The organism is uncultured Clostridium sp. (assembly GCF_900547735.1).
Lineage (GTDB): Bacteria > Bacillota > Clostridia > Lachnospirales > Lachnospiraceae > Otoolea.
In genome coordinates this window covers 1-22,209 of sequence record NZ_URHZ01000014.1, presented here as the reverse complement: position 1 = coordinate 22,209, position 22,209 = coordinate 1, and the positions used below count along the sequence as shown (strand labels likewise).

The window sequence follows — 22,209 nt, the reverse complement described above, 5'->3', positions numbered from 1 at the left end:
TTTGAAATTTCTTGACCTTTTTGCAGGGATCGGCGGATTCCGTAGAGGTCTCGAAAGAAGCGGGCATACCTGTGCAGGTCATGTCGAAATAGATAAATACGCAAACAAAAGCTATATGGCGATGTATGAGCTGGAACCCTGCCCGTATGGGCTGGACTCTGGCTCTAATTTTTATAAAATGTGCAGCCCGGAGGTGAGGAAAGACTGTGATGGAAGAACGTGCAAAGGCGAATGGTACGCCAAGGACATTAAGCAGCTCAGAGCAGGAGAAATTCCAAAAGCTGAAATCTGGACTTTTGGGTTTCCTTGTACCGACATTAGTATCAGCGGCCGAATGGCAGGACTTCATGGAGCAAGAAGTGGACTCTTTTTTACGGTCGTTAGTCTGCTCAAAGGCACGGCTCCCGAAGATAAGCCCCGATACCTTATCGCCCTGAATGTTAAACATCTTGTGTCAAGCGAAAGAGGCACAGCTTTTACCACCGTTCTCTTTGAACTATGGGAAGCAGGGTATGACTGTGAATGGTGTGTTGTCAATTCCAAAGATTTTGGAGTCCCCCAGCACCGGGAAAGAGTGTACCTTGTTGGACATCTTAGAGACGGATGTGCCGGAAAAGTATTTCCTTTCTGCGGAACAAACCCTGCGCCTGTTAAAAGACTCGTAGACGGAAAGCAGGGCAAGCGGATTTACGACCCGTCCGGCACGTCCATCACCCTGACTGCCAGCGGCGGCGGGTTTGCCGGAAGAACCGGGCTGTATGCCGTATCAGTCAACCGTAATGAGGGCATTACCGGAGAACTGGAACAAGCCCATACCCTGACCGCCAGTGACGGCAGGGGGCTGAACCGCAATCAGGAACAGAATGCCGTGCTGTCGCAGATACCGCCCTGCGCCGCCTTTATCGACCTGTCGAAAGAGCCTAAATTTACAGACAAGGCCAGATGCCTGCGGGCAAGGCAGTATTCCGGTATCGGCAATTTCAAGGGGGAAACCTCTGGTATTTTTCTTTGTCAGGGACACCCGGATTGCGTCAGGGCGGTCATCACCCCTGACCGGCTGAACAAACGGCAGAACGGGCGGCGGTTCAAGGAACCGGGGGAACCCAGCTTTACGCTCACCTGTCAGGATCAGCATGGCATTTTAATCTGCTGTTATGACGAGGGGCTGCCAATCCGGGAAGCGAAAAAGGACGGCTACACCACGGCGAAACATGGAGACGGAATCAACCTTGCCTATCCCAACAGCACGGTCAGCCGTGGGCGCGTGGGGAAGCAGTGCGCCCAAACCCTGCTGACGGGCGGGAGCATGGGCGTTATGCTGTGCTGCCGTATCCGCAGACTGACGCCGAGGGAGTGTTGGCGGCTCCAAGCCTTTGAGGATTTCCTGTTTGACCGTGCGAAGGCGGTGGGAATCAGTGACGCCCAGCTTTATAAGCAGGCGGGAAACGCAGTGACGGTCAACGTGGTCTATGAAATCGGACTGCGGCTGGCGGAGATTGGGGGCGGTGTATGAAGTTTCAGGTAATCTATGCCGATCCCCCATGGGCGTATCAGGTCTATTCTAAAAAAGGACAGGGGCGTAGCGCCGAGAATCACTATCACACCATGGGTAAAGAGGACATCTATGCCCTCGATGTGGCTGGGATTGCGGATGAGAACTGTGTGCTGTTTTTATGGGTGACATTCCCCTGCTTTTTGGAGGGGCTGGAAACCATACGGCGCTGGGGATTTACTTACAAGACACTCGGCTTCTGCTGGGTGAAACGCTGCAAAAAACAGACAGACAAATGGTTTTGGGGGCTGGGCTTTTGGACGAGGGCAAACCCGGAACTTTGTCTGATTGCGACTAAAGGCAGACCGAAACGCGCGTCCAAGGCAATCCACTGTATTGTAGACACACCGGTGGAGCGCCACAGCAAGAAACCGGATGAGGTGCGCCGCCGGATTGAACTACTCATGGGGGACGTTCCCCGTGTGGAACTGTTCGCAAGGCAGAGCTATGACGGCTGGACGTGTTTAGGCGATGAGATCGACGGTCTGGACATCCGGGAATCTATTCAAATCTTAAAGGAAATGGAGGACGGAAATGCTATGGATTGACAACATTGACCTGTTTGTTGCGGCGCTGCTTTTTGCCATGTTTGCAGGGCTGATCTGTGACATGGCGCTGCGCCGGTATCTGAAGCGGGAGGAACTGCCGCGCACCGCACATATCACGATGGCGGTGGCGGCAGTCTTTTTATGCCTGCACGGGTTTTCCATGGAGGCCCTGCGTTCTATCCTGCTGTGCCAAATCCTAATACTGGCGGGAGCTTGTGACGCCGCTACTTATGAGATACCGGACTTTCTGCATCTGCTGATTGCCATGGCGGGGCTGGTGGGGTTTCAAACCCTGCCAGCCCTTTTAGGCTTTGTTCTGGTTCCCTTGCCATTCCTGATTGCCGCCGTCAAAACGGACAAAATTGGCGGCGGCGATGTAAAGCTGATGGCGGCCAGCGGCTTTGCCCTCGGCGTGACAGGCGGTGTCTGGATGATGATATGGGGACTGTTCATGGGGCTTTTATGGAACGCCGCTTTCCGGCGTGAAAAACCGAGCATCCCCCTTGCGCCTTTTCTGGCTTTTGGCTGTTTTATGGCGCTGATGCCTACTTAAATCAATTTGGAGGAAAACGAACATGAAAAAATTACTGCAAAACCGTATTGTGGTGGGACTGATTTGTATTGTCACCGCCCTCATCATCTGCTTTGGGCTGACGCCCATGTTTAACGACGCCTTGAAATCCAAGGTGGAAATCGTGCGTGTCAACACGGAAATCAAAAAAGGCGATGAAATCACGCCGAAAATGCTGACAACCGTGGAAGTGGGCGGCTACAATCTCCCCAGCAATGTCATGTATAAGGCCGAGGACGTGATTGGGAAATATGCCAACACCGATCTTTACAAAGGCGATTATGTGCTGGAAAGCAAGCTGTCTGACACACCCCAGCTTAAAAATGAGTACCTGACCGGGCTGGACGGCACGAACCGGGCGATTTCCGTTACCATCAAGTCCTTTGCGGCCGGTCTTTCCGGCAAGCTGGAGCGCGGCGATATTGTTTCTTTGATTGCCAGTGACGTGGGCGAGGCCAGACAGACGCTGATCCCGGCGGAACTGCAATATTTAGAGATTATCGCAACTACCGCCAGCAGCGGCACGGACAATAATGTGCAGGAGGAACCGGAGGACGGCGAGGACGCGGAGCTTGCGTCTACCATTACTGTCCTTGCAACCCCGGAACAGGCAAGGCTCCTTGCGGAACTGGAACAGACCGGGAAGCTCCACGCCGCCTTAGTCTATCGCGGCGGCAGCGAGAACGCACAGAAATTCCTTGAGGAACAGGCCAAAGTGCTGGAAGAACTCTATCCGGTGGAACCTGTGGAAAGCGAGGGCAAAGGCAATGAAAGCGAGAATACAGACAGCGCACCGGCACCGGCTCCCGGTGAGGACGCCAATGCTGCTGCGGAAACCGGAGAACAGGACTAAGGGAGGGGCGAGACGATGGAACAGGATAAGATTTTAGCGGTCATGGGCAGCCCCGGCAGCGGAAAGACCACCACCGCTGTGAAACTGGCGGCTGCCCTTGCAAGGCGGAAGAAAAATGTCATCGTAGTGTTCTGCGACCCCTTTACGCCGGTCATACCGGTTCTGCTTGCCCCGGACGCCATCCATGACACTTCCCTCGGAGAACTGCTGACCGCACCGGGGCTGACACAGGCGAATATCTTAAATGCCTGTGTCCCTGTGCCGGACAGCGACTATATCAGCCTGCTGGGATACAAAAGCGGGGAAAGCCTGATGCAGTACCCGAAGATTACGAGGGACAAGGCGGTGGAACTGTTCGTTTCCCTGCGGTATCTGGCGGATTATATCATTTTGGACTGCGCCGCCGTATTTGAAGCCGACCCCGCATCCTTTGTGGGGATTGAGATTGCGGATCGGGTGCTGCGGCTGGGGACGGCAAACCTCAAGGGGATTTCTTATTTCCAGACCCATAACCCCATGCTGGAGGACAGCCGCTTTGACAAGGGACGGTTCCAGACCGCCATCGGCTGCTTAAAGGTCGGGCAGGACTGGGAGGCTGTATCCGGGCAGTATGGCGGTGTAGGCCATGTGCTGCCCTATGTGGCGGAGCTGGAACAGCAGGACAATGAGAGGACACTGTTCCAACCGCTGAAAGCGCAGGAGAGCCTTCCATACAATACGGAAATCGACAGGCTGCTCGGCAATCTGTTTGGACTCCAGACGGCGGCCGCTTTCAAAGGTAAGGGTGTGAAAAAAGGAAAAGCGTCCACACAGCCCGCCCCGGCGCAGGCGGCACAACCGGCTAAGGCAAAAGGCGGGTTAAAGCTGCCCTTTACGAAAAAACGGGGTGAGTTTTAATGTTTACAATCCGTCACATAGAACTTGCAGAAGCAAACGCCTATGTGACCGAATACCACCGTCATCACAAGGCCGTGAGGGGACACCGTTTCTCCCTTGCCTGTTATGTGGACGGCCGTCTGTGTGGCGTTGCCATCGTGGGGCGGCCCCGGTCACGCCGGATCGACCAGCACACCACGGTTGAAGTGCTGCGTCTGTGTACGGACGGCACAAAGAACGCCTGCTCCAAGCTGTACGGAGCCTGTGGCCGGGCGGCAAAGTCACTGGGATATGACCGGATGATTACCTATATTTTGGAGAACGAGGACGGCGCAAGCCTGCGGGCAAGCGGCTTTTCCTACTGTTACACCGGCCGGGGCGGGAGCTGGAACCAACCGGGCAGGCCGAGGACGGATCAGGCGCCCACCTGCCCCAAGCAGTTGTACGAAATCATCCTCAATCGAAAGGAGGAACCCGAAATTGCAGGAAGCAATCAACATTCATGATATTGGCTTTATGGGCGGGGAAACCCGCCTGCGACCTTTCCCGGAAGTCCTGAAAGAAGTGCAGGAGCATATTACCAAGCATTATGCGGCTACCCTGAAAGACGACCCGGACGAGAGCCGGGAACTGATTAAAAGCTATATCCAGAAATACCTTGAAACAAACCGGATTGGCGTGGCTGATACCGAGCCGGACGAACTGTGCGAACTAATTTACGGCGAGATGACCGGCTTTTCGTTCCTGACCAAATATCTCTACCGGGATGATGTGGAGGAAATCAACATCAACCAGTGGAAAGACGTCAAAATCACCTATTCCAACGGCGACATTTTGCCGAGCAAAGAGCATTTCAATTCTCCCCAGCACGCCATTGATGTGATCCGCCGTATGCTCCACAAGTCCGGCATGATTTTTGACAGTGCCCAGACCATCGTGGTGGGGCATCTTTCCAACAAAATCCGTATCACAGTCATGGGGGACGGCGTGATTGACAAAGACAAGGGGCTTTCCGCTTCTATCCGTATCGTCAACCCCCGGAAACTCACGAAAGAGCAGTTTGTCGGCTTTGGCACGGCAACCGCTGAAATGCTGGACTTGCTGGCGGCCTGTTACTGCCACGGCGTTTCCATGTGTATCACCGGGGCGACTTCCAGCGGCAAGACCACCCTCATGTCATGGATTTTGGGACAGGTTCCCTATAATAAACGCATTGTCACGCTGGAACAGGGCTGCCGGGAATTTGACCTGACTGTGACAGACGAATCGGGGAATGTGCTGAACAACGTGGTACATCTTGTCACCCGTTTTTCCGATGATCCCAAGCAGAACATTACCCTTGTGAAGCTCTTAGAAACCACGCTGACCATCAACCCGGACTGTGTGGCCGTGGCCGAGATGAAAGGCGCCGAGAGTATGCAGGCCATCAACGCGGCAAATACCGGCCATGCCGTGATTACCACCATCCATGCCAATTCCTGCGCCGATACCTATTACCGCATGGTGACGCTGTGCAAGCAGAGCTATTCCATGGATGACGCCACCCTGATGGGGCTGGCGACCAAGGCTTTCCCTATTGTGGCTTTTGCAAAAAAGCTGGAGGACAACAGCCGCCGCCTGATGGAGATTTGCGAGTATGAATATCTGCCGGATGGGAAACAGCGTATGCGTACCCTGTTCCGGTTCAACATTACAGACAACCAGATGGTGGACGGCAAGCCGAAGATCATCGGCCACTATGAAAAGGTGGAACCGCCATCGGAAAGCCTGCTCAAGCGCCTGCGGGAAAACGGTATGTCCTATACGGCGCAGCAGCGGCTTTTCTGCGCATGAAGGAGGTGTCCAGCATGAGCCTTGTCGCAATGAAACAGCCCTATCTTTTACAGGTCATGTACGATGATGAACCGTTGAATCCCCGTACCGATTATGACAACTTTGGTAAAATGGTGTGCTGGCACAGCCGCTACAATTTAGGGGACGAACATGATTTTGAGGACACGAACGAACTCTTGAAATCGCTGGCGCGGGACAGTGTAGAGCCGGACGCGCTGATTAGCCTTGTACGCTCAGGCAAGGTTGAGGGTGTAAAGTTGGAGTACAACCAATCTGACGGTGGCTGGGCGGTCAGTGAGTACGATGATTATTTTAAGAAATGGTTCACCACCTTTTTTGAGGGAAGCATGGCGGATAACAAGCAGGATATTTTTGAGGATATTTTGAACACGCTGCCAGACCAACTGCTTTATGCACTTGCCAGTGAAAAGAACCTCATATTGCCGCTGAACCTCTACGATCATTCAGGGCTTAGTATGTCAGTATCCTCTTTTATTGGGCGCGCCCAGCACGCTGAATGGGATTCCGGTCAGGTGGGATGGATTTATGCCACCGCCGACAGCATTCGCGCCGAGTATGGAAACTGTTCTGCGGAAAGTGTGGAAAAGGCAAAGGCGCTGTTAAAATCCGAGGTAGAAACCTACAACTATTATCTGTCCGGTCAGTGCTACGGTTTCCGGCTTTACGAAAACGGCGAGGAAATGGATAGCTGCTGGGGCTTTTTAGGCGCGCTTCAGGATGTGTTGAAAGAGATTGTCGGGGAGGTTCTGCCGGAGAGCCACAGGGATATGGTGGATCATCTCCACGAAGTCTCCGATACCGTCACCCGTGCAAAAGGTTATGAGGATTTCATAGAAGATTTGGAGGAAATGGAGGAAGCATGATGAATCGGATTACAATGGAAGAATTAAGCAATATGAGAGGTAAGGAAGGGCTGATTATTCAAGGCTGCGGCGGCGACTTAAAGGAATGGGTTGACGGGATTAACGGTCTTTTGACAGAGGAAGAAATCCTGCTGAATGGGGATATATTCCGTGATATATCTGTATTCGAGAATCAAGGGAGAACCTGTCTGCTGTTCCCTATGGAAGATGTGGAGTTGAATATTGGCAAACTGGCGGTATGGAGAATAAAAACACATGAAAATTTTGCCGGTACATGGTTAAGTGACTATCTGGACAACTATATTGACCGGGAAGAAATGGAGGGAGAAAGGGATTGACAATACTTGTAACGATTGCGTTTTTACTGGCGGTAACGGGCAGCTTTTTGATGCTCTCGTTATCGCCCTTTTCTTTTCTGGAGGGGTTGGCCGCCTATGTGCAGCCGAAAAACCCATCCTTGAAAAGCAGGATTGAGAAAAGCCGGAAGAACAGGCAGCCGAGGGGAATCAAGCTGTTATTTCTGGAAACCAAGGAAACCCTGCGCGTCACAGGAAAATCAGGGATGTTCACGGTGCTGTGCATCCTTTCCATGCTGCTGTTTGTGCTGGGCGTAATGATTGCCCTTACCATGAAGAACGGTTTGCTTGTGCCGGTGCTGGCGGTGGGGTTTGCCCTGCTCCCGTTCTATTATGTGAAATTCACGGCGGGGCGGCACAAAAAACAGATCAACACGGAACTGGAAACGGCGCTCTCCATCATCACTACCAGCTATCTGCGCGGGAAAAACACCATCATCCGTGCCATTGAGGAAAACACCCCCTATCTGAACCCACCTGTGGCCGAGGTGTTCCGAAACTTTTTGCTGCAGGCCAAACTCATCAACTCCAATCTGAAAGAAGCATTGGAGCAGATGAAGCCCTGTATTGATAATGCGGTGTTCCACGAGTGGGTGGACGCGGTGGTGGCGTGTCAGGACGATTATAACTTGAAGTCCACCCTGCCGCCCATCGTGGCAAAACTCAGTGATATGCGCGTGGTGTCTGCGGAGTTGGACTTGCTGCTCTTTGAGCCAGTAAAAGAGTACATCACCATGATCGTGCTGCTGCTGGGCAGTATCCCGCTGATGTATTTTCTCAATGCGGAGTGGTACAAGACACTGATGTTTACGCAGTTCGGCAAGGCACTTCTGGCAGTCTGCGGCGTGGTTCTGTTTATCTCCATCGCCGCCGTTGCCAAACATACCCGGCCGATTGAGTACAAGCGGTAAGGAGGCGGAACGAAAATGCAGAATATGATTTTACTTCTCTTTGCCGCGTTCTTTTCGCTGGGGCTGTATCTGATATTGGCACAGGCGTTCAAGGTTCCCACCTACAAAGCCACCAAAGCGGTGCTGGGAGCCGTCAAAAAGAATAAGAAAGCGGCGAAAAATTCAGACGCCATCATCACGGAGCTGGCGGCAAAGCTGGCAAAGATTCTCCCCATGGACGATTACAAACGGCGCAAGCTGACCGCCACGCTAAAGTCCGCTGAAATCCCCATGACTGCCGAACAATACGCGGCAGAAGCCATGGTAAAGGCGGGGTTGGTATTCCTCTGTGCGGTTCCCTGCCTGCTGGTGGTTCCCATTCTTGCACCGGCGTTTGTGATTATCGGGATTGCGGTCTATTTTAGTGAAAGCACGAAGGCTGATAAGAAGATTACAGCCAGACGGGAGGAAATTGAATATGAACTGCCCCGGTTTGTGGCAACCATCACGCAGGAACTTCAGGCCAGCCGCGATGTGCTTTCCATGCTGGAAACCTATCAGCGGAGCGCCGGGAAAGCCCTGAAAAATGAACTGGCGATTACCGTGGCGGATATGCGAACCGGCAACTTCGAGGGGGCGCTGACACGGTTTGAGGCCAGAGTGTCCAGCGCACAGCTTTCCGATGTGGTGCGGGGGCTGATCGGCGTCCTGCGCGGGGATGACGGCGTAGCATTCTTCCGTATGCTGTCCCATGATATGAAGCAGTTGGAGCTTCAACGCCTGAAAAAGCTGGCGCTGGAGCGGCCGCCCAAAATCCGAAAATACTCATTTATGCTCCTTGCCTGTATGCTGCTCCTGTTTATGGGCGTGATGGGCTATCAGATCCTCGGCACCATGTCGGGGATATTCTAAGGAGGGAGGCTTATGTTTTGTAAGATACTGAAATCCAAGCGGGGCGAGGGATATATTGATGTGGCAATCGGGCTTTTATGCCTGATGCTGGTGGTTGCCCTTGCCGTCAGCTTCCTGCCGGTTTTTACCGCCAAACAGCAGCTTGATATTTTTGCTGCGGAAATTGTCAGGCAGGCTGAAATTGTGGGCGGCACGGACGTGTCCTCCCGCATCAGCGACATGAAAACGGAAACCGGCCTTGACCCGGAAATCCGCTGGGACTGCGATTATTACAGAGGGAAAAAGGTGCAGCTAAACGGTGACATCGAGGTGACACTGACAGAAACCGTGGACATCGGCTTTTTCGTCTTTGGCTCTTTCCCGATTGAGATCAGAGCCAAAGCAACGGGAAAATCCGAAGTCTACTATAAGTGAGGTGGAGCCTATGCGAATCAGAAATGTCCTGCGGAACAAAAAAGGCGAGGCCACCATACTGATGGTTGCCCTGATTTTGGGGCTGCTTCTGCTGATGTGCGCCATGGCAGAGTTTTTCCGGCTTGCAATCATCGTGCAGGGTGTCCGTGACGGACTCCAGCAGTCGGTCATCACGGTGGCAACCACCAATTATGACGAAACCTATAACGGTCTGCGGGAGGGGTATTCCGGGGGCTATGTGCTGTCCGGCGACCGCTGGCAGGAAAACCTTGACTATGATGATGTACTTGCCCGGATGGGTACTCTTTTGGGCGCTGATATGGAAGGCGGCACGCTGACCAAGTGGCAGCCAGAGGGGTATGAATACCGGCTGTCGGAACTTGACGTGGAGATTGTCAACACGCCCCTGACACCGGGAAACACAAACAAGAATTTTGAAGCGGACGCCCGGATCACCATTGAAATCCCGCTGTCCTTTGGCTGGAGCATGGTGCCGCCGCTTAAAATGGAAGTCCGAACACGGGCGGCCTATATGCCCAAATTCTAAGGAGATTCTAAGGTTTTGGGAAAATGTCTGGACGCGCAGGCAGATTCCCCTTATAATGGAGTCGGGTAAAGAATTTGGGTAAATAGGGCTGAACTGTTCATCCAATCAATGAAAGTGAGGCCATACAATGAAAAACGAATATAATAAAAAGAAACGCATTACCATTATCACGCTTTCCGCTTTGGCGGTCTGCCTTGCAGCCGGTCTGTTCTGGTACATGGGTACGCTGGGGAATACCCAGCCGCCTGCGGCACAGACAGAGAGCCAGCCCGAACCGGAGCCGAGCGTTACCGTACCGGAAATCAAACCGGAAAGCACCACGGCGCCAAGCACTTCCACACCGGAAACCACCTCGGAACCGGAAACCACGTCTGAACCAGAGAAAGAAAGCAGCTCCGCAGCGGGAACCGTGGCCGGGGATGTGCAGGCAAAACCCTCAGAGGGCAAGCCGAAATCACCGGCAGAAGCAACGCCCCCGGCAGAGCCGCCCAAGGGTACACCTGAAAGCAGTGCGCCGGTAGAGAACCCGGACGCAAGCGGTCAGTGCCAGCCAGAGCATACGCCCCAGCCGGAGCCGGATCAGCCGCAGGGTGGGGAAACCCGTTCAGACGGCGCGGTATATGTGCCGGGATTTGGCTGGGTTCCGTATGAGGGTGAAAATTCAACTGAAACCGCGCCCAACGCCGGAACGGGTAAGCCTGTTGGCGAAATGTAAAAATGAATAAAACATTTATGAGGGTACAGTCGTATTGGCTGTACCCTCATTTTTTGGAGGTGCAAATTGAAAAAAATCCTTTCAGCATTACTGTGTCTGGCAATGCTTTTTTCTTTGTCCGTACCGGCACTTGCGGACGGAAACCCGAATATAGACGGCGGTGGCGGCGGCATGGGACAGGGAACCAGTCAGAACTCGTGGACGCCGGGGCGTGACGGGGTGCGTGTAACGATTATCAGAGACAGTGACAATACCCCTGTCTCTACCCCCATTGATTTCTCTAATCAGGGAAATGGGGATATTGTCATGCACTTTGGCAGTGTAAGCAAAATTTCATATCGAAGCACTGGACTGACTCCGCATAACGGAAATTATCATTCCATAAAACCGGTCAATACCATGCCCCGCATTATCAGCAGCGGAAGTGGAAACGCCAACATTGAAGCAATCCGCAGTTACTTTTGCCGTGAGGGAACCATGCGGGACATAGCGGCGGCCACTGGGTTTAACTATGATGACTTAATCAGCGGCAGCTACAAAATTCTTTTGGAACCCATTGCCTATTTCAAATACAGCGGCGTGATGTTCGCCATGACCGCTACGGAAGCGGCGCTCTATAATAAACAGGTGGCCGGCGGCCTTAGAAGTAAGATGGTATCGCTGACGCATAAAAATCTCCCCCTTGCCATGTTCCTTGAAACCCCTGATTTGGGATTCCCGGCGTGGGGCGGCTCCACCACGGATAAACAGAATGACGATACCATTATTGCACAACTGGGTTTAGGCATTGTCCGCTTTTCTGAACCAGACCCGGAACCGCCCAAAGAAAGCGATGTGACTTATCGCTGTGACACAGAGGTGGTTACTTCCGTGCTGCTGTCCACCGGCTCGCAGAAAACGCCAGACAATCCGGCTTATGCGACATTCTCCATCAATGGCAGGACATATTCCCACACGGATATTTATATCCCGGAGGGTGGAAGTCAGCTTGCATGGGTGAAATGGCGGACGCCCAAGGAACCGGGTGTCATTACCATCACAATCCGAAGCAACTGCTCCACCAGCACCAATCATATCACAGCGCAGATTGTTGACCTTGACAAGAACCCGCCGCCCGATCCGCAGGCCAATGACCGCAATGACGGCTATTCCATTCCGGCAAAACCGTCCAAACCGAATGTGACGAGCCTGACATGGGGCGAATGGGACTGCTGGTGGCATGAGTATTGGGTATGGCACTCGGATGGGGACGGCGGCGGGTATTATTGCGATCACGGGTGGTGGGAGTATGCGTGGATTCCGTATTCCGCCAGCCTGACAGCCACATTCAAGACCCAGCCTGACGAAAAATCGCCCACCGCATCCGGCAGGCAGATGAAAAGCGGCTATGGGCTGAATGCCAGCGTATCGGCACAGGTGCGATCTACCGCCCCCAGCAGCCATATTACAGGACTCCAGAACGTGGTGGCCTACTTCCCCGAATTTAACTATGCGACTTATTGGCGGTTGCTGAAACGCCTGAACACGGGACTTTCCAGCAGCTTTGAGTTTCAGAAAAACAAATACAGCACCTATGGCCGTCCATCACATTTTTCGCCGGTGTGGTTCCCTGACGGGCGTTACACCACCTATGTAGAGTGTATTGACGCATGGACGCCCGCCGGTATGCTGCAAATTAACCTGACCGATGACCTGACCATCCGGGGTTCACTCTATGATGACTGGCACAGTGCGATACGTTTCCTCACAAACATCATTCTGTAACAACATTTACAGGCGCAAGACTGTGTGATGCTAAAAGAGGAGCATTTCCGAATGAATAATATAACGGAAATGACAACTGATATTCCGATGGGTGGAATGACGGGGTAACGCCCTGAAACGCCCCCTTGATACTCCGACGTGCGCAGCGGTGTGTAATAACTACTGTGTACGAAGCTCGGTGAAGCCGGCAGAGAGCAACCGTAAGCAGATGAAAAACAATGCCTGCACGAAAGCTGTCCAGAGGTGGATGGTGTTGCCTATATGCCGGAGGTCTATAAAATATCTATGGTGAGAATGTGGGAGCGACGCCCACTGACAAAACGTCCGAATGAACGGGTCTATAAGTCAATACGGTAGAAATGCCGTAGCCGCCAACGTGCGGCGTGCGTGAGGTTTAGTAAAATAGTGCCCATGAAAAACCTTGCGGTATTACAGGTACCGCCCAGCGTACAGGCTCAAAGGACAGCCTAAGGATATGTGAAAAGATAGGAATATCGGAACGTAGTAAGGTCAGAACGTGGAACGGATTACACTGTTATGAAGCGTTAGCAAGGAAACCCCACAGGGAATAACTTGCTTTTATCTGACTGAAAGTGGTGGCACAGTACCGATGAAGCCGTAGAAATACGGTGGAGGGATAGCCACCAGTCGAGAATTACACTGAAAAACAGTACAACAAAACAACAAAATCATAGGTTCGAGTAGGAATAAGAAAGGCTATCCCCACGGAAAGTGAGGTACGCCGACTATGAGTGCAAAAGGCAAACAGAAGAAAAAGGCAAAGTTACGCTTTGCCGAATACTACGATTTACAAGATACCCTTGATAAGCTCTATACGGACAGCCAGAACGGTAAATTGTTTCAAAATCTTATGCCGCTTATCTGTGCAGAGGAAAATATTAAATTGGCTTTCCGCACACTAAAGAAAAACAAGGGTAGCAAAACGGCAGGCACAGACAGCAAAACCATTAAAAATCTTGCAAAATTAAGTGATGAACGGCTGATTTACCTCGTACAACGAAAACTGCAATGGTACGAACCGCAACCAGTACGGAGGGTGGAGATTCCAAAGCCTAACGACCCGGCTAAACTGCGGCCGCTTGGAATACCAACAATTATGGACAGGCTGATACAACAATGTGTGCTACAAATTTTAGAGCCTATCTGTGAAGCGAAATTCCACGATAGCAGTCACGGGTTCCGACCAAACCGAAGCACTGAACATGCAATCGCCGAAGCCTATAAGCATATGCAGCTTACCCACTGTTCATTTGTAGTGGATGTTGACATCAAAGGATTTTTCGACAATGTCAGCCATGGCAAGCTGTTAAAGCAGATGTGGACAATGGGAATTCGGGATAAAACCTTGATTTCCGTCATATCAGCAATGCTAAAAGCAGAAGTCGCAGGAATTGGATTCCCTGAAAAGGGCACTCCGCAAGGCGGTATCATTTCACCGCTGTTATCCAATATCGTGCTTAACGAATTGGATTGGTGGATACACAGCCAATGGACAGGAATGCCAACCAAACGACAGTATGCGGTAGGTGTCAGCGCAAACGGTTCGCTTATCCACAGCAGTAGATATGGTTCACTGCGTAATCTCACAAAGCTAAAGGAGTGTCACATTGTTCGGTATGCGGACGATTTTAGAATTTTCTGCAAAACCAGAGGTGATGCGCAAAAGCTGTTCTATGCCACTAAGGATTGGCTTCATCATCGTTTGGGATTGGAAATTAACGAGCAAAAATCTCAAATCGTCAATCTGAAAAAGCGGTACTCCGAATTTCTCGGCTTCAAGATGAAGCTGAACCGCCGTGGCAAAAAGAAAAATGGCGAACCAAAATATATCGTTCAAAGCCACATCACTGAAAAATCAGCAGAGAAAATAGCGCTGAAAGCAAGAGAGCTCATTTACAACATCCAAAATCCTGCGGACAAAAGCGGCCAATTTGCAGCAACGTACGTTTACAATTCATTTGTCATAGGCGTTCACAATTATTATGACATGGCTACACACGTTCAAAAGGATTTTCGGAAAATTGCCTTTCCTATTCAAAAGAGCCTAAAAATTAGACTTCGAGAGAGGTTAAAGACCAAAAAGCAGCTTGAAGAAAAGAAAAGTAACTACACCATTCCTGCACACATTCAAGAGGCATACGGAAAAAGCAAGCAGTTACGCTTTGTCGGCTATGACAAAGTGTTGGTGCCAATCGGATATATTTCTTATAAAAAGCCACTGGCAAAAGTACGAAAAGTGAACAAGTACACACCGGAGGGCAGAGAGTATATTCACAAAGGACTTGAACGGATAGATAAAAACATTTTGCACTATCTGATGAGAAATCCTGTGCGAAACTGTTCCGTTGAGTTTAATGACAACCGCCTGTCATTGTATTGTGCGCAACAAGGAAAATGCGCAGTTAGCGGAGTGTTTCTGGAAAAAGATGATGTCTATTGCCACCATCGAACACCTAAATATTTAGGTGGCAAGGACAACTACAAAAACCTCGTCATCGTTTCAGAAGCTATCCACAAGCTGATACACGCAAACAATCCCGACACCATCTTTAAGCTGTTAAATGGTCTGAACCTGAATGTAAAACAAATTAAGAAGTTGAACCAGTTACGAAAACTTGCCATTGTGCAAAGTTGTTTTGTGATACCAGATGTAATTCCCGATGGAACGCCGTGTGAGGTGAAAGTCTCGTGCACGGTGTGAGGCGGGGGAAAATCCAGTGATAACATCAAAGGATTACCTATCGCCATTCGGCCCTGTAAAGTGAGGAAATGACGATGAATCATTCGGATAAAACGCTTGCAATCCTGCAAGGCTCCCATGACGGCAATGACCTTGCCCCGGAGCATTTGAAGCTGGTGGAATGGGCGGCAAATAACTGTTTGAATGAATGGGGATGGGCGGCGGTTGATGAGCTATACGCCAGCGTTTCGCAGGGAACCTATCGAAAACCCGCCTATCTTGACGTGGAGTTTATGACCCGTGACCATGACGGGTTTGTTTACTTTAAGGATACACAGGTGGAGCATTACTCTAACTTTTGGGCATATACGCTGGACGCCAAGGCAAGCCTGACGAAGCTCCAGCATCAATGCTTGTTTTTGGAGGGGATTGGGGAATTGACTGCTTACCCGTATATGCTATGTGATTATGGGATGAAAGGAAAATTCGGGGAAGCATTTGTTCAGCACGAAAAGGAAAGTCTGGATCAGCATATTGGAGAGGATGGAATATGTTTTTCACTGGTAACGGTCGGCACAGATAAGACACCAGAGAAATTTATGCTGCCCGGCCATGTCTCTCCTGCCATGGTTCAGGATTCTGCGGAGTACAGGGAAATGCTGATGGTTGGGCGCGCCGACAACCCCCGCCAGATAACCATTACCGCTTATTCCTACGGCGGTGCAAAAGAACGGCCTGCCGCCAAGGAAGAATTGGACTACCTGAAATGCTGTATGGATTATTTGAACGACCAAGAACTTCTGAAAGCACAGGAAACGGTATCCTGCGATTTGACGCCAGAGCAGGAAGATGAATTTGAACGCTAATATGGAGGTGAGCCATGGGAAACCGTGCAATCTATCAAATCATTGAAAACGGCGGAAGCCATATCTTTACCGCCCACAACGGCGCAAACGCCCTGTCCCCGCTGCTGCGGCTGGCACAGGCAAAAGAGGTTCAGGCTGGCATGGAGGAACCGCAGAGCCTCGCCTACATTTTTTCTCATTTGGGCGATGACGGACAGTATCATAATCCCCGTCTGCCGGAGGAGGATATGTTCTGCAATCCGGTGAAACCGGCACAGTGCCGCACTTTACAGGAGCGGTATGAGCGGCACAGCGACTATGAAATGCACATCACCCTTGACCTCGACCATGACAACTGCAGCCTGTCCTATAACCCAAACTGCCCATGGTATCGTACCATGGGCAGTTTGTCTATTACCTTAACGGACGGCCTTGCCAACGTGGAAAAACTGTTAGAGCATGGGGAGGAACGAGGTATCACAGATTTCTACAAGCTGCTTGCCATCTATGACAGAAGCACCGGCCTTGACAAACTGCTGGAAAGTGCCCGTGGAGATATGCGGCTTACGGAGTATTTGGATTCCCCGGAGGCTGCGGAGCAGCGGCAGCGATACCGGGATCTGGTGGAACAGCGGACAGAGCCGGAAAACGAAGAAATGGAGGAACAATAACATATGGAGGGACTTTTATTCCCAATCATCATGCTTGCCGTCACCCTTGTGGGTGGCGGCATTTTTCTTTTGGTGTTGAAGCACCAGAAGCGAGGGAACCCAGCCAGCGGGGAAAGCACGGCTATCCGCACGGCGCAGGAGTTTATCAACGTCCGTGATGTCAAGGACAAGTACCTCTACACAAAGGACGGGATGGTGCTGACTTTCCTGCGGGTACATTCCATCAGCATTGACCTATACAGCAAATCAGAAAAGCACAGCCTGATCCGGCAGCTTACCGCCGAACTGTCAGACATCCAGTACCCATTCAAATTTATGGCGGTCAGCCGCCCGGTGGATATTTCGCCGCTGATTGCGGATATGCAGTCCATGCTCAAAGACGCGGGCGATAAGCAAAAGGAGCTGCTCAGGCAGGAGATTTTGCAGATGAGCGGCTATGCCCTGTCCGGCGAGATCGTGGAGCGGCAGTTTTATATCTCCCTATGGGAGAAATACGAGGACGGAGTGGAAAAAGACCTATTCAAACGGGCGGCTCTGCTTGCGGAGAAATTCAGCGGGAATGGGGTTGGCTGCGATGTGCTGACGGAAAAGGAAATCATCCGGCTCTTAAATCTTGTCAACAACCCCTCTTACACCCATCTGGAGGATACCGAATACAGCGCCAGCGTACCCACGCTGAAGGAGGACATTTATGCGTAAACAACAAAACGTGCAGGAGCAGGACGTAACCAACAGCGCCCTGTTGAATGTGATTACCCCGGTTGGGCTGGAATTTCAGAAGAACAGCCTGTCCATCGGGGAGAACATCGGAAAAATCTATGGACTGATCCGTTATCCGCAAAAGGTGGACGCAGAGTGGCTTTCCAAGATTACCAATATCCCGGCCACCATTGTTTCGATTGGCTTTAAGCCAGTGGACAACGCCACGCTGATCAGCGCCATATCCCGCAGTGTGGTACAGCAGCGCGGGTTTGCGGAGGGCGCCAAAGACCCGCTTTCCAGACAGAGGGCGGAAAAGGCCGCCGAGGACGGCGAGAAAATCATCATGCAGATTGACCGGGAGGGGGAAACCGTGGGGCTGATGAGCGTACAGGTCTGCCCTATCGCGGGGGACGATAAGACGTTCAAAAAGGTCTGCCGCCGTGCGGAGAGCATTGTCAGCGTGATGAAGTGCAAAATGCGGGTGATCCCCAATCTGCAAAAAGAATGTTTTCAACACCTCTCCCCCTCATTCCCCGCAAACGGGAAGATTGAAAGTATTTTACAGAAGATTGTGCCGCTGTCCACTTTTGTGGGCGGTTTCCCCTTTGCCAGCAGCGGCTTCAATGATGGAGAAGGGTATTATTTTGCACAGGACTCCAGCGGCGGCCTTGTGATTGTGGATGTATGGAAGCGCGGCGGCGACCGTACCAACAGTAATTTTGTGGTAATGGGGAATTCAGGCGTAGGTAAGTCCACGGCCATCAAGCATATCCTGATGAGCGAGTACATGAAAGGCACAAAAATCCTTGTCGTAGATCCTGAAAGTGAGTACAAAGACCTCTGTTACAACCTCGGCGGCGACTGGATCAACGCCGTGGGCGGCGCGGGCGGCCGTTTCAACCCCCTTCAGGTGCGCCCATCGCCCCGTGACGATGAAAGCGAAAAGGAAGCCGACCGGCTTTACCGTGACGAGGGCTACGGCATGAACGACCTTGCGCTGCACATGAAAAATCTTGAGATTTTTTTCAGCCTATATATCCCGTCCCTGACCGATATGCAGAAAGCCGTGCTGAAGAAATGCCTTGTAGAACTGTACCAGCGGTTCGGCATTACATGGGATACGGATGTGGCAAAACTGAAGCCCACGGATTTTCCCATCTTCTCCGACCTCTACAAGCTGGTAAAGGAAAAAGCGGATACGGAAAAGGACAGGCAGGCTTACGCCGACCTCTCCCTGCTTTTATACGATATTGCGGAGGGTTCCGACAGCTTTATATGGAACGGCCACAGCACCATCGCCACGGACAGCCCTTTTATCTGCCTTGATACCAATGCCTTGCAGGAAACCAGCGACAGCATCAAGCGGACACAGTATTTCAATCTGCTGACCTACTGCTGGGAGCAGATGAGCCGGAACCGTGAAGAACGGGTACTGCTGATCTGCGATGAGGCGTACCTGATGATTGACCAGAAAGTGCCACAGTCTCTTGTCTATCTCCGCAATGTAATGAAACGCGCCAGAAAATACGAGGGTGCGCTGGGGATCATCAGCCACAGCGTCATTGATTTCCTGTCCGAGAGCATTAAGCAGTATGGGCAGGCGCTCCTTGACATTCCCTGCTATAAGCTGCTCATGGGTACGGACGGCCCGAACCTGAAAGAAACGGCCAAGCTCTACGACCTGACCGAAGCGGAGCAGGAACTTCTGCTTGCCAGAAAGCGCGGTCACGCCCTGTTCATGGTGGGGGCAAAGCGGCTCCATATCAGCTTTGAGATTCCGGATTATAAGATGTTTTACATGGGGAAAGCGGGTGGACGCTGATGGCGGTTGACCCGATTACAGCAAAGATACTGGCACAGTTGGCGGCACAGGCCGTAACGGATGAGCAGGCGCGGAAACGCCTGCTCATCATCATTTTGGCACCGGTCATATCTTTGTTGGTGCTGATTGCCTTTATCGTCTATCTGCTCACAAGTCCGCTCTCCCTATTTGCGGAGTGGGCATTCGGCGGGGAGGAACTGGCGGCCATTGAGTCGTTCCAGCAAGGGTATGGCTACAACCAGAACCTCGGTGTTTTTGAGCAGGACTATGTAGACGGCAGCGGACAGTCCTATGAGGGCGTAACATTTACGGACGGCGGCATGGAAGTGACCTACTATAATCAGTTGGATGAGCGTTGGGCGGATACCATGTATGGCACGTCCGGCACCATCGGACAGGCAGGGTGCGGTCCCACTTCCATGGCAATCGTGATTTCCACGCTGACCGGAGAAGCACACGACCCCATAGAATTGTCAAACTGGTCGGTAGCAAACGGACACCGCTGTGAGGGCAACGGCTCTTATCACAGTCTGATACCGGCCGCAGCAAAAGCCTACGGATTGACGGTTCAGAAGAATTTGGACGCACAGGGCATTGTGGACGCCCTATCTTCCGGCAAACTGGTGGTGGTTATTATGAGCAAGGGGCATTTCACAAATGGCGGCCACTTCATTGTCCTGCGGGGCGTGACCAGCGAGGGGAAAATCCTTGTGGCTGACCCTGCCAGCTATCGCAGAAGCGAACAGGAATGGGATTTGTCCATCATCATGGATGAGTCCAACAAGGCCGGAGCAGCCGGAGGCCCTTACTGGGCAATCGGCAAATAACGGCGAAAGGAGACGGATGAAATGATTTTATATCTTGCTTCAACCCAGCATACCAATCTGCTGGACTTTACCGGGTGGTATGCACCGGACAGTGACACGCCTATCAAGAAAATGGTGGGCAGCTTTGTCCTGCAACAATTTGTTGTACACGATATGCGCAATTTCAGCCATTTCACCGATGTAGTGCTTGACCGTCTGGCATTCGGGGACGATGACGCCGGATTTGCCGGGGCGATAGAGGAATTTCTGACCATGTACCATGCCAGAGTGACGGTAATCTGCGAGGGGCTTTCTCCATCTGATCCGCTGTTTCAGGCGCTCCTTGACAGCGGCGTGGGCAATATCGTCTGTGATACAGAAATTGCCGCTATTCAGCAGGAGCTTACCGAATCCTTAAGTGAAACCGGCATGACCCGGTATAACCCCAAGGAACGTCCGCAAAAGAACGGCATAAAATACCGGTTTTCCTGTGAGAACGTGCGTATTGCCATGATTGGCGCACAACCGAGAATGGGAACCACCACGGCCGCCATGGGCTTATGTCACTGGCTTCAGAGCGTAGGGGCGGCAGTCTGTTTTGTGGAGAAAAATGAAAATGGTCATCTGCCCCTGCTTGCCCGAAGCTATGGCATGGAACAGAGTGGGAACGGCTGGATTTATGAAAATGTGCAGTACCGCAGGCAGGGGCAGGAGCCGGAAACGCCGGTAAACTTTATCGTGATGGATATTGGATTTGCGGCCAAGATCTTGCCAGAGGCAGATGTGCTTATCCTTGTCTGTGGGACGAAGCCGCAGGAGCTTCCCTATACCGCCAAGCTGAAACGGACACAGGAGGGCAATCACGCCTGGCTCCTGTGTCCGTTTGTTGTGGAAGAAGCCAGAGAGGATGTGGCAGACGCCTTGCAGGACGATTACCACAAGGTGCTGTTTCTGGACTATCAGCCGGAGCCGACAGACGGCGCGGCTAATGCAAAGCAGTTTAAGATGATGATAACAAAGTATATTGCCGGGGCATAAGGCCCCGGCGTTAGGAGGAATTTTGATGATGACAAAACAAGCCGAGTTAAAGAAACAAGCCTATGAAAGCGTTCTGAAAAGCCGTGCGCTGTCTGTCTTAATCTATCTGATTGACCGTTCCAATAAGGACTTGACCTGTTTTCCCGCCATTCCCACTATGGCAGAGCAGCTTCACATTTCAGTATCGACTGTGAAACGTGCGCTCCATGAGCTGGTACAGGCGGGTTTCATCAAAAAGGACTCCCGTTTCCGCGATAAGAACCGTGGGCAGACCTCAAATCTTTATACCCTTGTGTTGCGGGAGAATACACCGGAACCGCTGGAAAGTAAGGTATCAGACGTTGAACCAAAGCAGGAGGATAAAACGGTGTGTACCGTAGAACATCTTACCTTTGAAAACCTGAAAGCAAGACGGCAGCCGGAGAATGAGATGGTGGTTTCCCCTGTCTGCAAAATGGCGGATACCCCTATGGGACAGAAAGAACCACAGACAAAACCAGAGATTGTGGAGAAAATTTCCGATATAGTACAATCGCCCGTTTGGATTCAAAAAGGGGCATATTCACTTTGTCCGGCGTATAGAAGCAAAGCCCGCAAGCTGGTTCATCTTTCTTTCCAGCAGCGGGCTTTGCCTGTTTTATTTCAGTGGACGGGGGTGGGGTTCAATTTGCAGCCCCCTTGAACTACTCAATCTAACGGTTTAGAAAAGCGTAAAATAAGTATGACAAATGCATGTTCAGGGTTGCTCTAACTTTTCTGCCAGCCATTTCAACAAAACAGTAGCATTATTTTGTGTCGTATCTTTGGCAGCATAAAGGAGAGTTACATTACTACTTTTAAGCAGGAGGTTACAGTCACTCATAAATTGAACAGAAACTGGGTTTTTGTCCAACTCTGACAAATATGCGG

Annotated in this window: 24 protein-coding genes; 23 read left to right on the top strand and 1 reads right to left on the bottom strand. The window is 51.6% G+C overall.

Features of this window, described 5'->3' with window-relative positions; translation table 11 throughout:
* The first annotated feature begins 1 nt into the window (after position 1).
* The 23 genes from dcm to QZT18_RS06315 all read left to right on the top strand — a co-directional run bounded on the left by dcm (position 2) and on the right by QZT18_RS06315 (position 21,982).
* Positions 2–1,513 (top strand): DNA (cytosine-5-)-methyltransferase, encoded by a 1,512-nt coding sequence (dcm, locus tag QZT18_RS06425; protein ID WP_294145730.1) that lies wholly within the window; start codon positions 2–4, stop codon positions 1,511–1,513.
* Positions 1,510–2,100: an MT-A70 family methyltransferase gene (locus QZT18_RS06420; RefSeq protein WP_294145728.1), complete on the top strand. Its 591-nt coding sequence runs from the start codon at positions 1,510–1,512 to the stop codon at positions 2,098–2,100. The genes dcm and QZT18_RS06420 overlap by 4 nt, the downstream gene beginning before the upstream one ends.
* Positions 2,087–2,653 (top strand): A24 family peptidase, encoded by a 567-nt coding sequence (locus QZT18_RS06415; protein WP_294145726.1) that lies wholly within the window; start codon positions 2,087–2,089, stop codon positions 2,651–2,653. The genes QZT18_RS06420 and QZT18_RS06415 overlap by 14 nt, the downstream gene beginning before the upstream one ends.
* A 22-nt stretch (positions 2,654–2,675) precedes the next feature.
* Positions 2,676–3,524 carry a Flp pilus assembly protein CpaB gene (locus QZT18_RS06410; protein ID WP_294145724.1) on the top strand — a complete coding sequence of 283 codons (849 nt, stop codon included), beginning with the start codon at positions 2,676–2,678 and terminating at the stop codon, positions 3,522–3,524.
* Positions 3,525–3,539: 15 nt separating this feature from the next.
* Positions 3,540–4,421, top strand: coding sequence for a zeta toxin family protein (locus QZT18_RS06405; protein WP_294145722.1), 882 nt, complete (start codon positions 3,540–3,542; stop codon positions 4,419–4,421).
* Positions 4,421–4,906 carry an XF1762 family protein gene (locus QZT18_RS06400; protein WP_120152614.1) on the top strand — a complete coding sequence of 162 codons (486 nt, stop codon included), beginning with the start codon at positions 4,421–4,423 and terminating at the stop codon, positions 4,904–4,906. The genes QZT18_RS06405 and QZT18_RS06400 overlap by 1 nt, the downstream gene beginning before the upstream one ends.
* The gene (locus QZT18_RS06395; RefSeq protein WP_294145720.1) at positions 4,881–6,233 is read left to right on the top strand and encodes an ATPase, T2SS/T4P/T4SS family; all 1,353 of its coding nucleotides are present in this window, start codon (positions 4,881–4,883) and stop codon (positions 6,231–6,233) included. The genes QZT18_RS06400 and QZT18_RS06395 overlap by 26 nt, the downstream gene beginning before the upstream one ends.
* 14 nt (positions 6,234–6,247) lie before the next feature.
* Complete coding sequence (locus tag QZT18_RS06390; protein ID WP_120152613.1) at positions 6,248–7,117, top strand: hypothetical protein; 870 nt, start codon at positions 6,248–6,250, stop codon at positions 7,115–7,117.
* Positions 7,114–7,455, top strand: a complete 342-nt coding sequence (locus tag QZT18_RS06385) for a hypothetical protein (protein WP_294145715.1) — start codon at positions 7,114–7,116, stop codon at positions 7,453–7,455. The genes QZT18_RS06390 and QZT18_RS06385 overlap by 4 nt, the downstream gene beginning before the upstream one ends.
* Entirely contained in the window at positions 7,452–8,384 is a 933-nt protein-coding gene (locus QZT18_RS06380; RefSeq protein ID WP_294145713.1) for a type II secretion system F family protein, read from the top strand. Before QZT18_RS06385 ends, QZT18_RS06380 begins: the two co-directional genes overlap by 4 nt.
* Before the next feature lie 15 nt (positions 8,385–8,399).
* On the top strand, positions 8,400–9,275 hold the full coding sequence (locus tag QZT18_RS06375) for a secretion protein F (protein WP_294145711.1): 876 nt from the start codon (positions 8,400–8,402) through the stop codon (positions 9,273–9,275).
* Positions 9,276–9,287: 12 nt separating this feature from the next.
* Positions 9,288–9,689 carry a DUF4320 family protein gene (locus tag QZT18_RS06370; RefSeq protein ID WP_120152610.1) on the top strand — a complete coding sequence of 134 codons (402 nt, stop codon included), beginning with the start codon at positions 9,288–9,290 and terminating at the stop codon, positions 9,687–9,689.
* 10 nt (positions 9,690–9,699) lie between these two features.
* Entirely contained in the window at positions 9,700–10,236 is a 537-nt protein-coding gene (locus QZT18_RS06365; protein WP_294145702.1) for a hypothetical protein, read from the top strand.
* 127 nt (positions 10,237–10,363) lie between these two features.
* On the top strand, positions 10,364–10,951 hold the full coding sequence (locus QZT18_RS06360; RefSeq protein ID WP_294145700.1) for a DUF6550 family protein: 588 nt from the start codon (positions 10,364–10,366) through the stop codon (positions 10,949–10,951).
* A gap of 66 nt (positions 10,952–11,017) precedes the next feature.
* Positions 11,018–12,715, top strand: a complete 1,698-nt coding sequence (locus QZT18_RS06355) for a hypothetical protein (protein ID WP_294145698.1) — start codon at positions 11,018–11,020, stop codon at positions 12,713–12,715.
* Between the two features lie 748 nt (positions 12,716–13,463).
* On the top strand, positions 13,464–15,437 hold the full coding sequence (gene ltrA, locus QZT18_RS06350; RefSeq protein ID WP_002570018.1) for a group II intron reverse transcriptase/maturase: 1,974 nt from the start codon (positions 13,464–13,466) through the stop codon (positions 15,435–15,437).
* Positions 15,438–15,511: 74 nt separating this feature from the next.
* Positions 15,512–16,282 (top strand): hypothetical protein, encoded by a 771-nt coding sequence (locus QZT18_RS06345; RefSeq protein ID WP_294145690.1) that lies wholly within the window; start codon positions 15,512–15,514, stop codon positions 16,280–16,282.
* A gap of 14 nt (positions 16,283–16,296) precedes the next feature.
* Entirely contained in the window at positions 16,297–16,932 is a 636-nt protein-coding gene (locus tag QZT18_RS06340; protein ID WP_022512925.1) for a hypothetical protein, read from the top strand.
* A 3-nt stretch (positions 16,933–16,935) separates the two neighbouring features.
* Positions 16,936–17,631: a hypothetical protein gene (locus QZT18_RS06335; protein WP_022512924.1), complete on the top strand. Its 696-nt coding sequence runs from the start codon at positions 16,936–16,938 to the stop codon at positions 17,629–17,631.
* Positions 17,624–19,456 (top strand): VirB4 family type IV secretion system protein, encoded by a 1,833-nt coding sequence (locus tag QZT18_RS06330; RefSeq protein ID WP_022512923.1) that lies wholly within the window; start codon positions 17,624–17,626, stop codon positions 19,454–19,456. Before QZT18_RS06335 ends, QZT18_RS06330 begins: the two co-directional genes overlap by 8 nt.
* Complete coding sequence (locus tag QZT18_RS06325; protein WP_022512922.1) at positions 19,456–20,283, top strand: C39 family peptidase; 828 nt, start codon at positions 19,456–19,458, stop codon at positions 20,281–20,283. The genes QZT18_RS06330 and QZT18_RS06325 overlap by 1 nt, the downstream gene beginning before the upstream one ends.
* Before the next feature lie 21 nt (positions 20,284–20,304).
* Positions 20,305–21,300 carry a hypothetical protein gene (locus QZT18_RS06320; RefSeq protein WP_022512921.1) on the top strand — a complete coding sequence of 332 codons (996 nt, stop codon included), beginning with the start codon at positions 20,305–20,307 and terminating at the stop codon, positions 21,298–21,300.
* A 25-nt stretch (positions 21,301–21,325) separates the two neighbouring features.
* Entirely contained in the window at positions 21,326–21,982 is a 657-nt protein-coding gene (locus QZT18_RS06315) for a helix-turn-helix domain-containing protein (protein ID WP_022512920.1), read from the top strand.
* Positions 21,983–22,036: 54 nt separating this feature from the next.
* Here QZT18_RS06315 and QZT18_RS23485 read toward each other — a convergent pair whose 3' ends face one another.
* On the bottom strand, positions 22,037–22,192 hold the full coding sequence (locus QZT18_RS23485) for a hypothetical protein (RefSeq protein WP_366925809.1): 156 nt from the start codon (positions 22,190–22,192) through the stop codon (positions 22,037–22,039).
* Positions 22,193–22,209 lie beyond the last annotated feature (17 nt).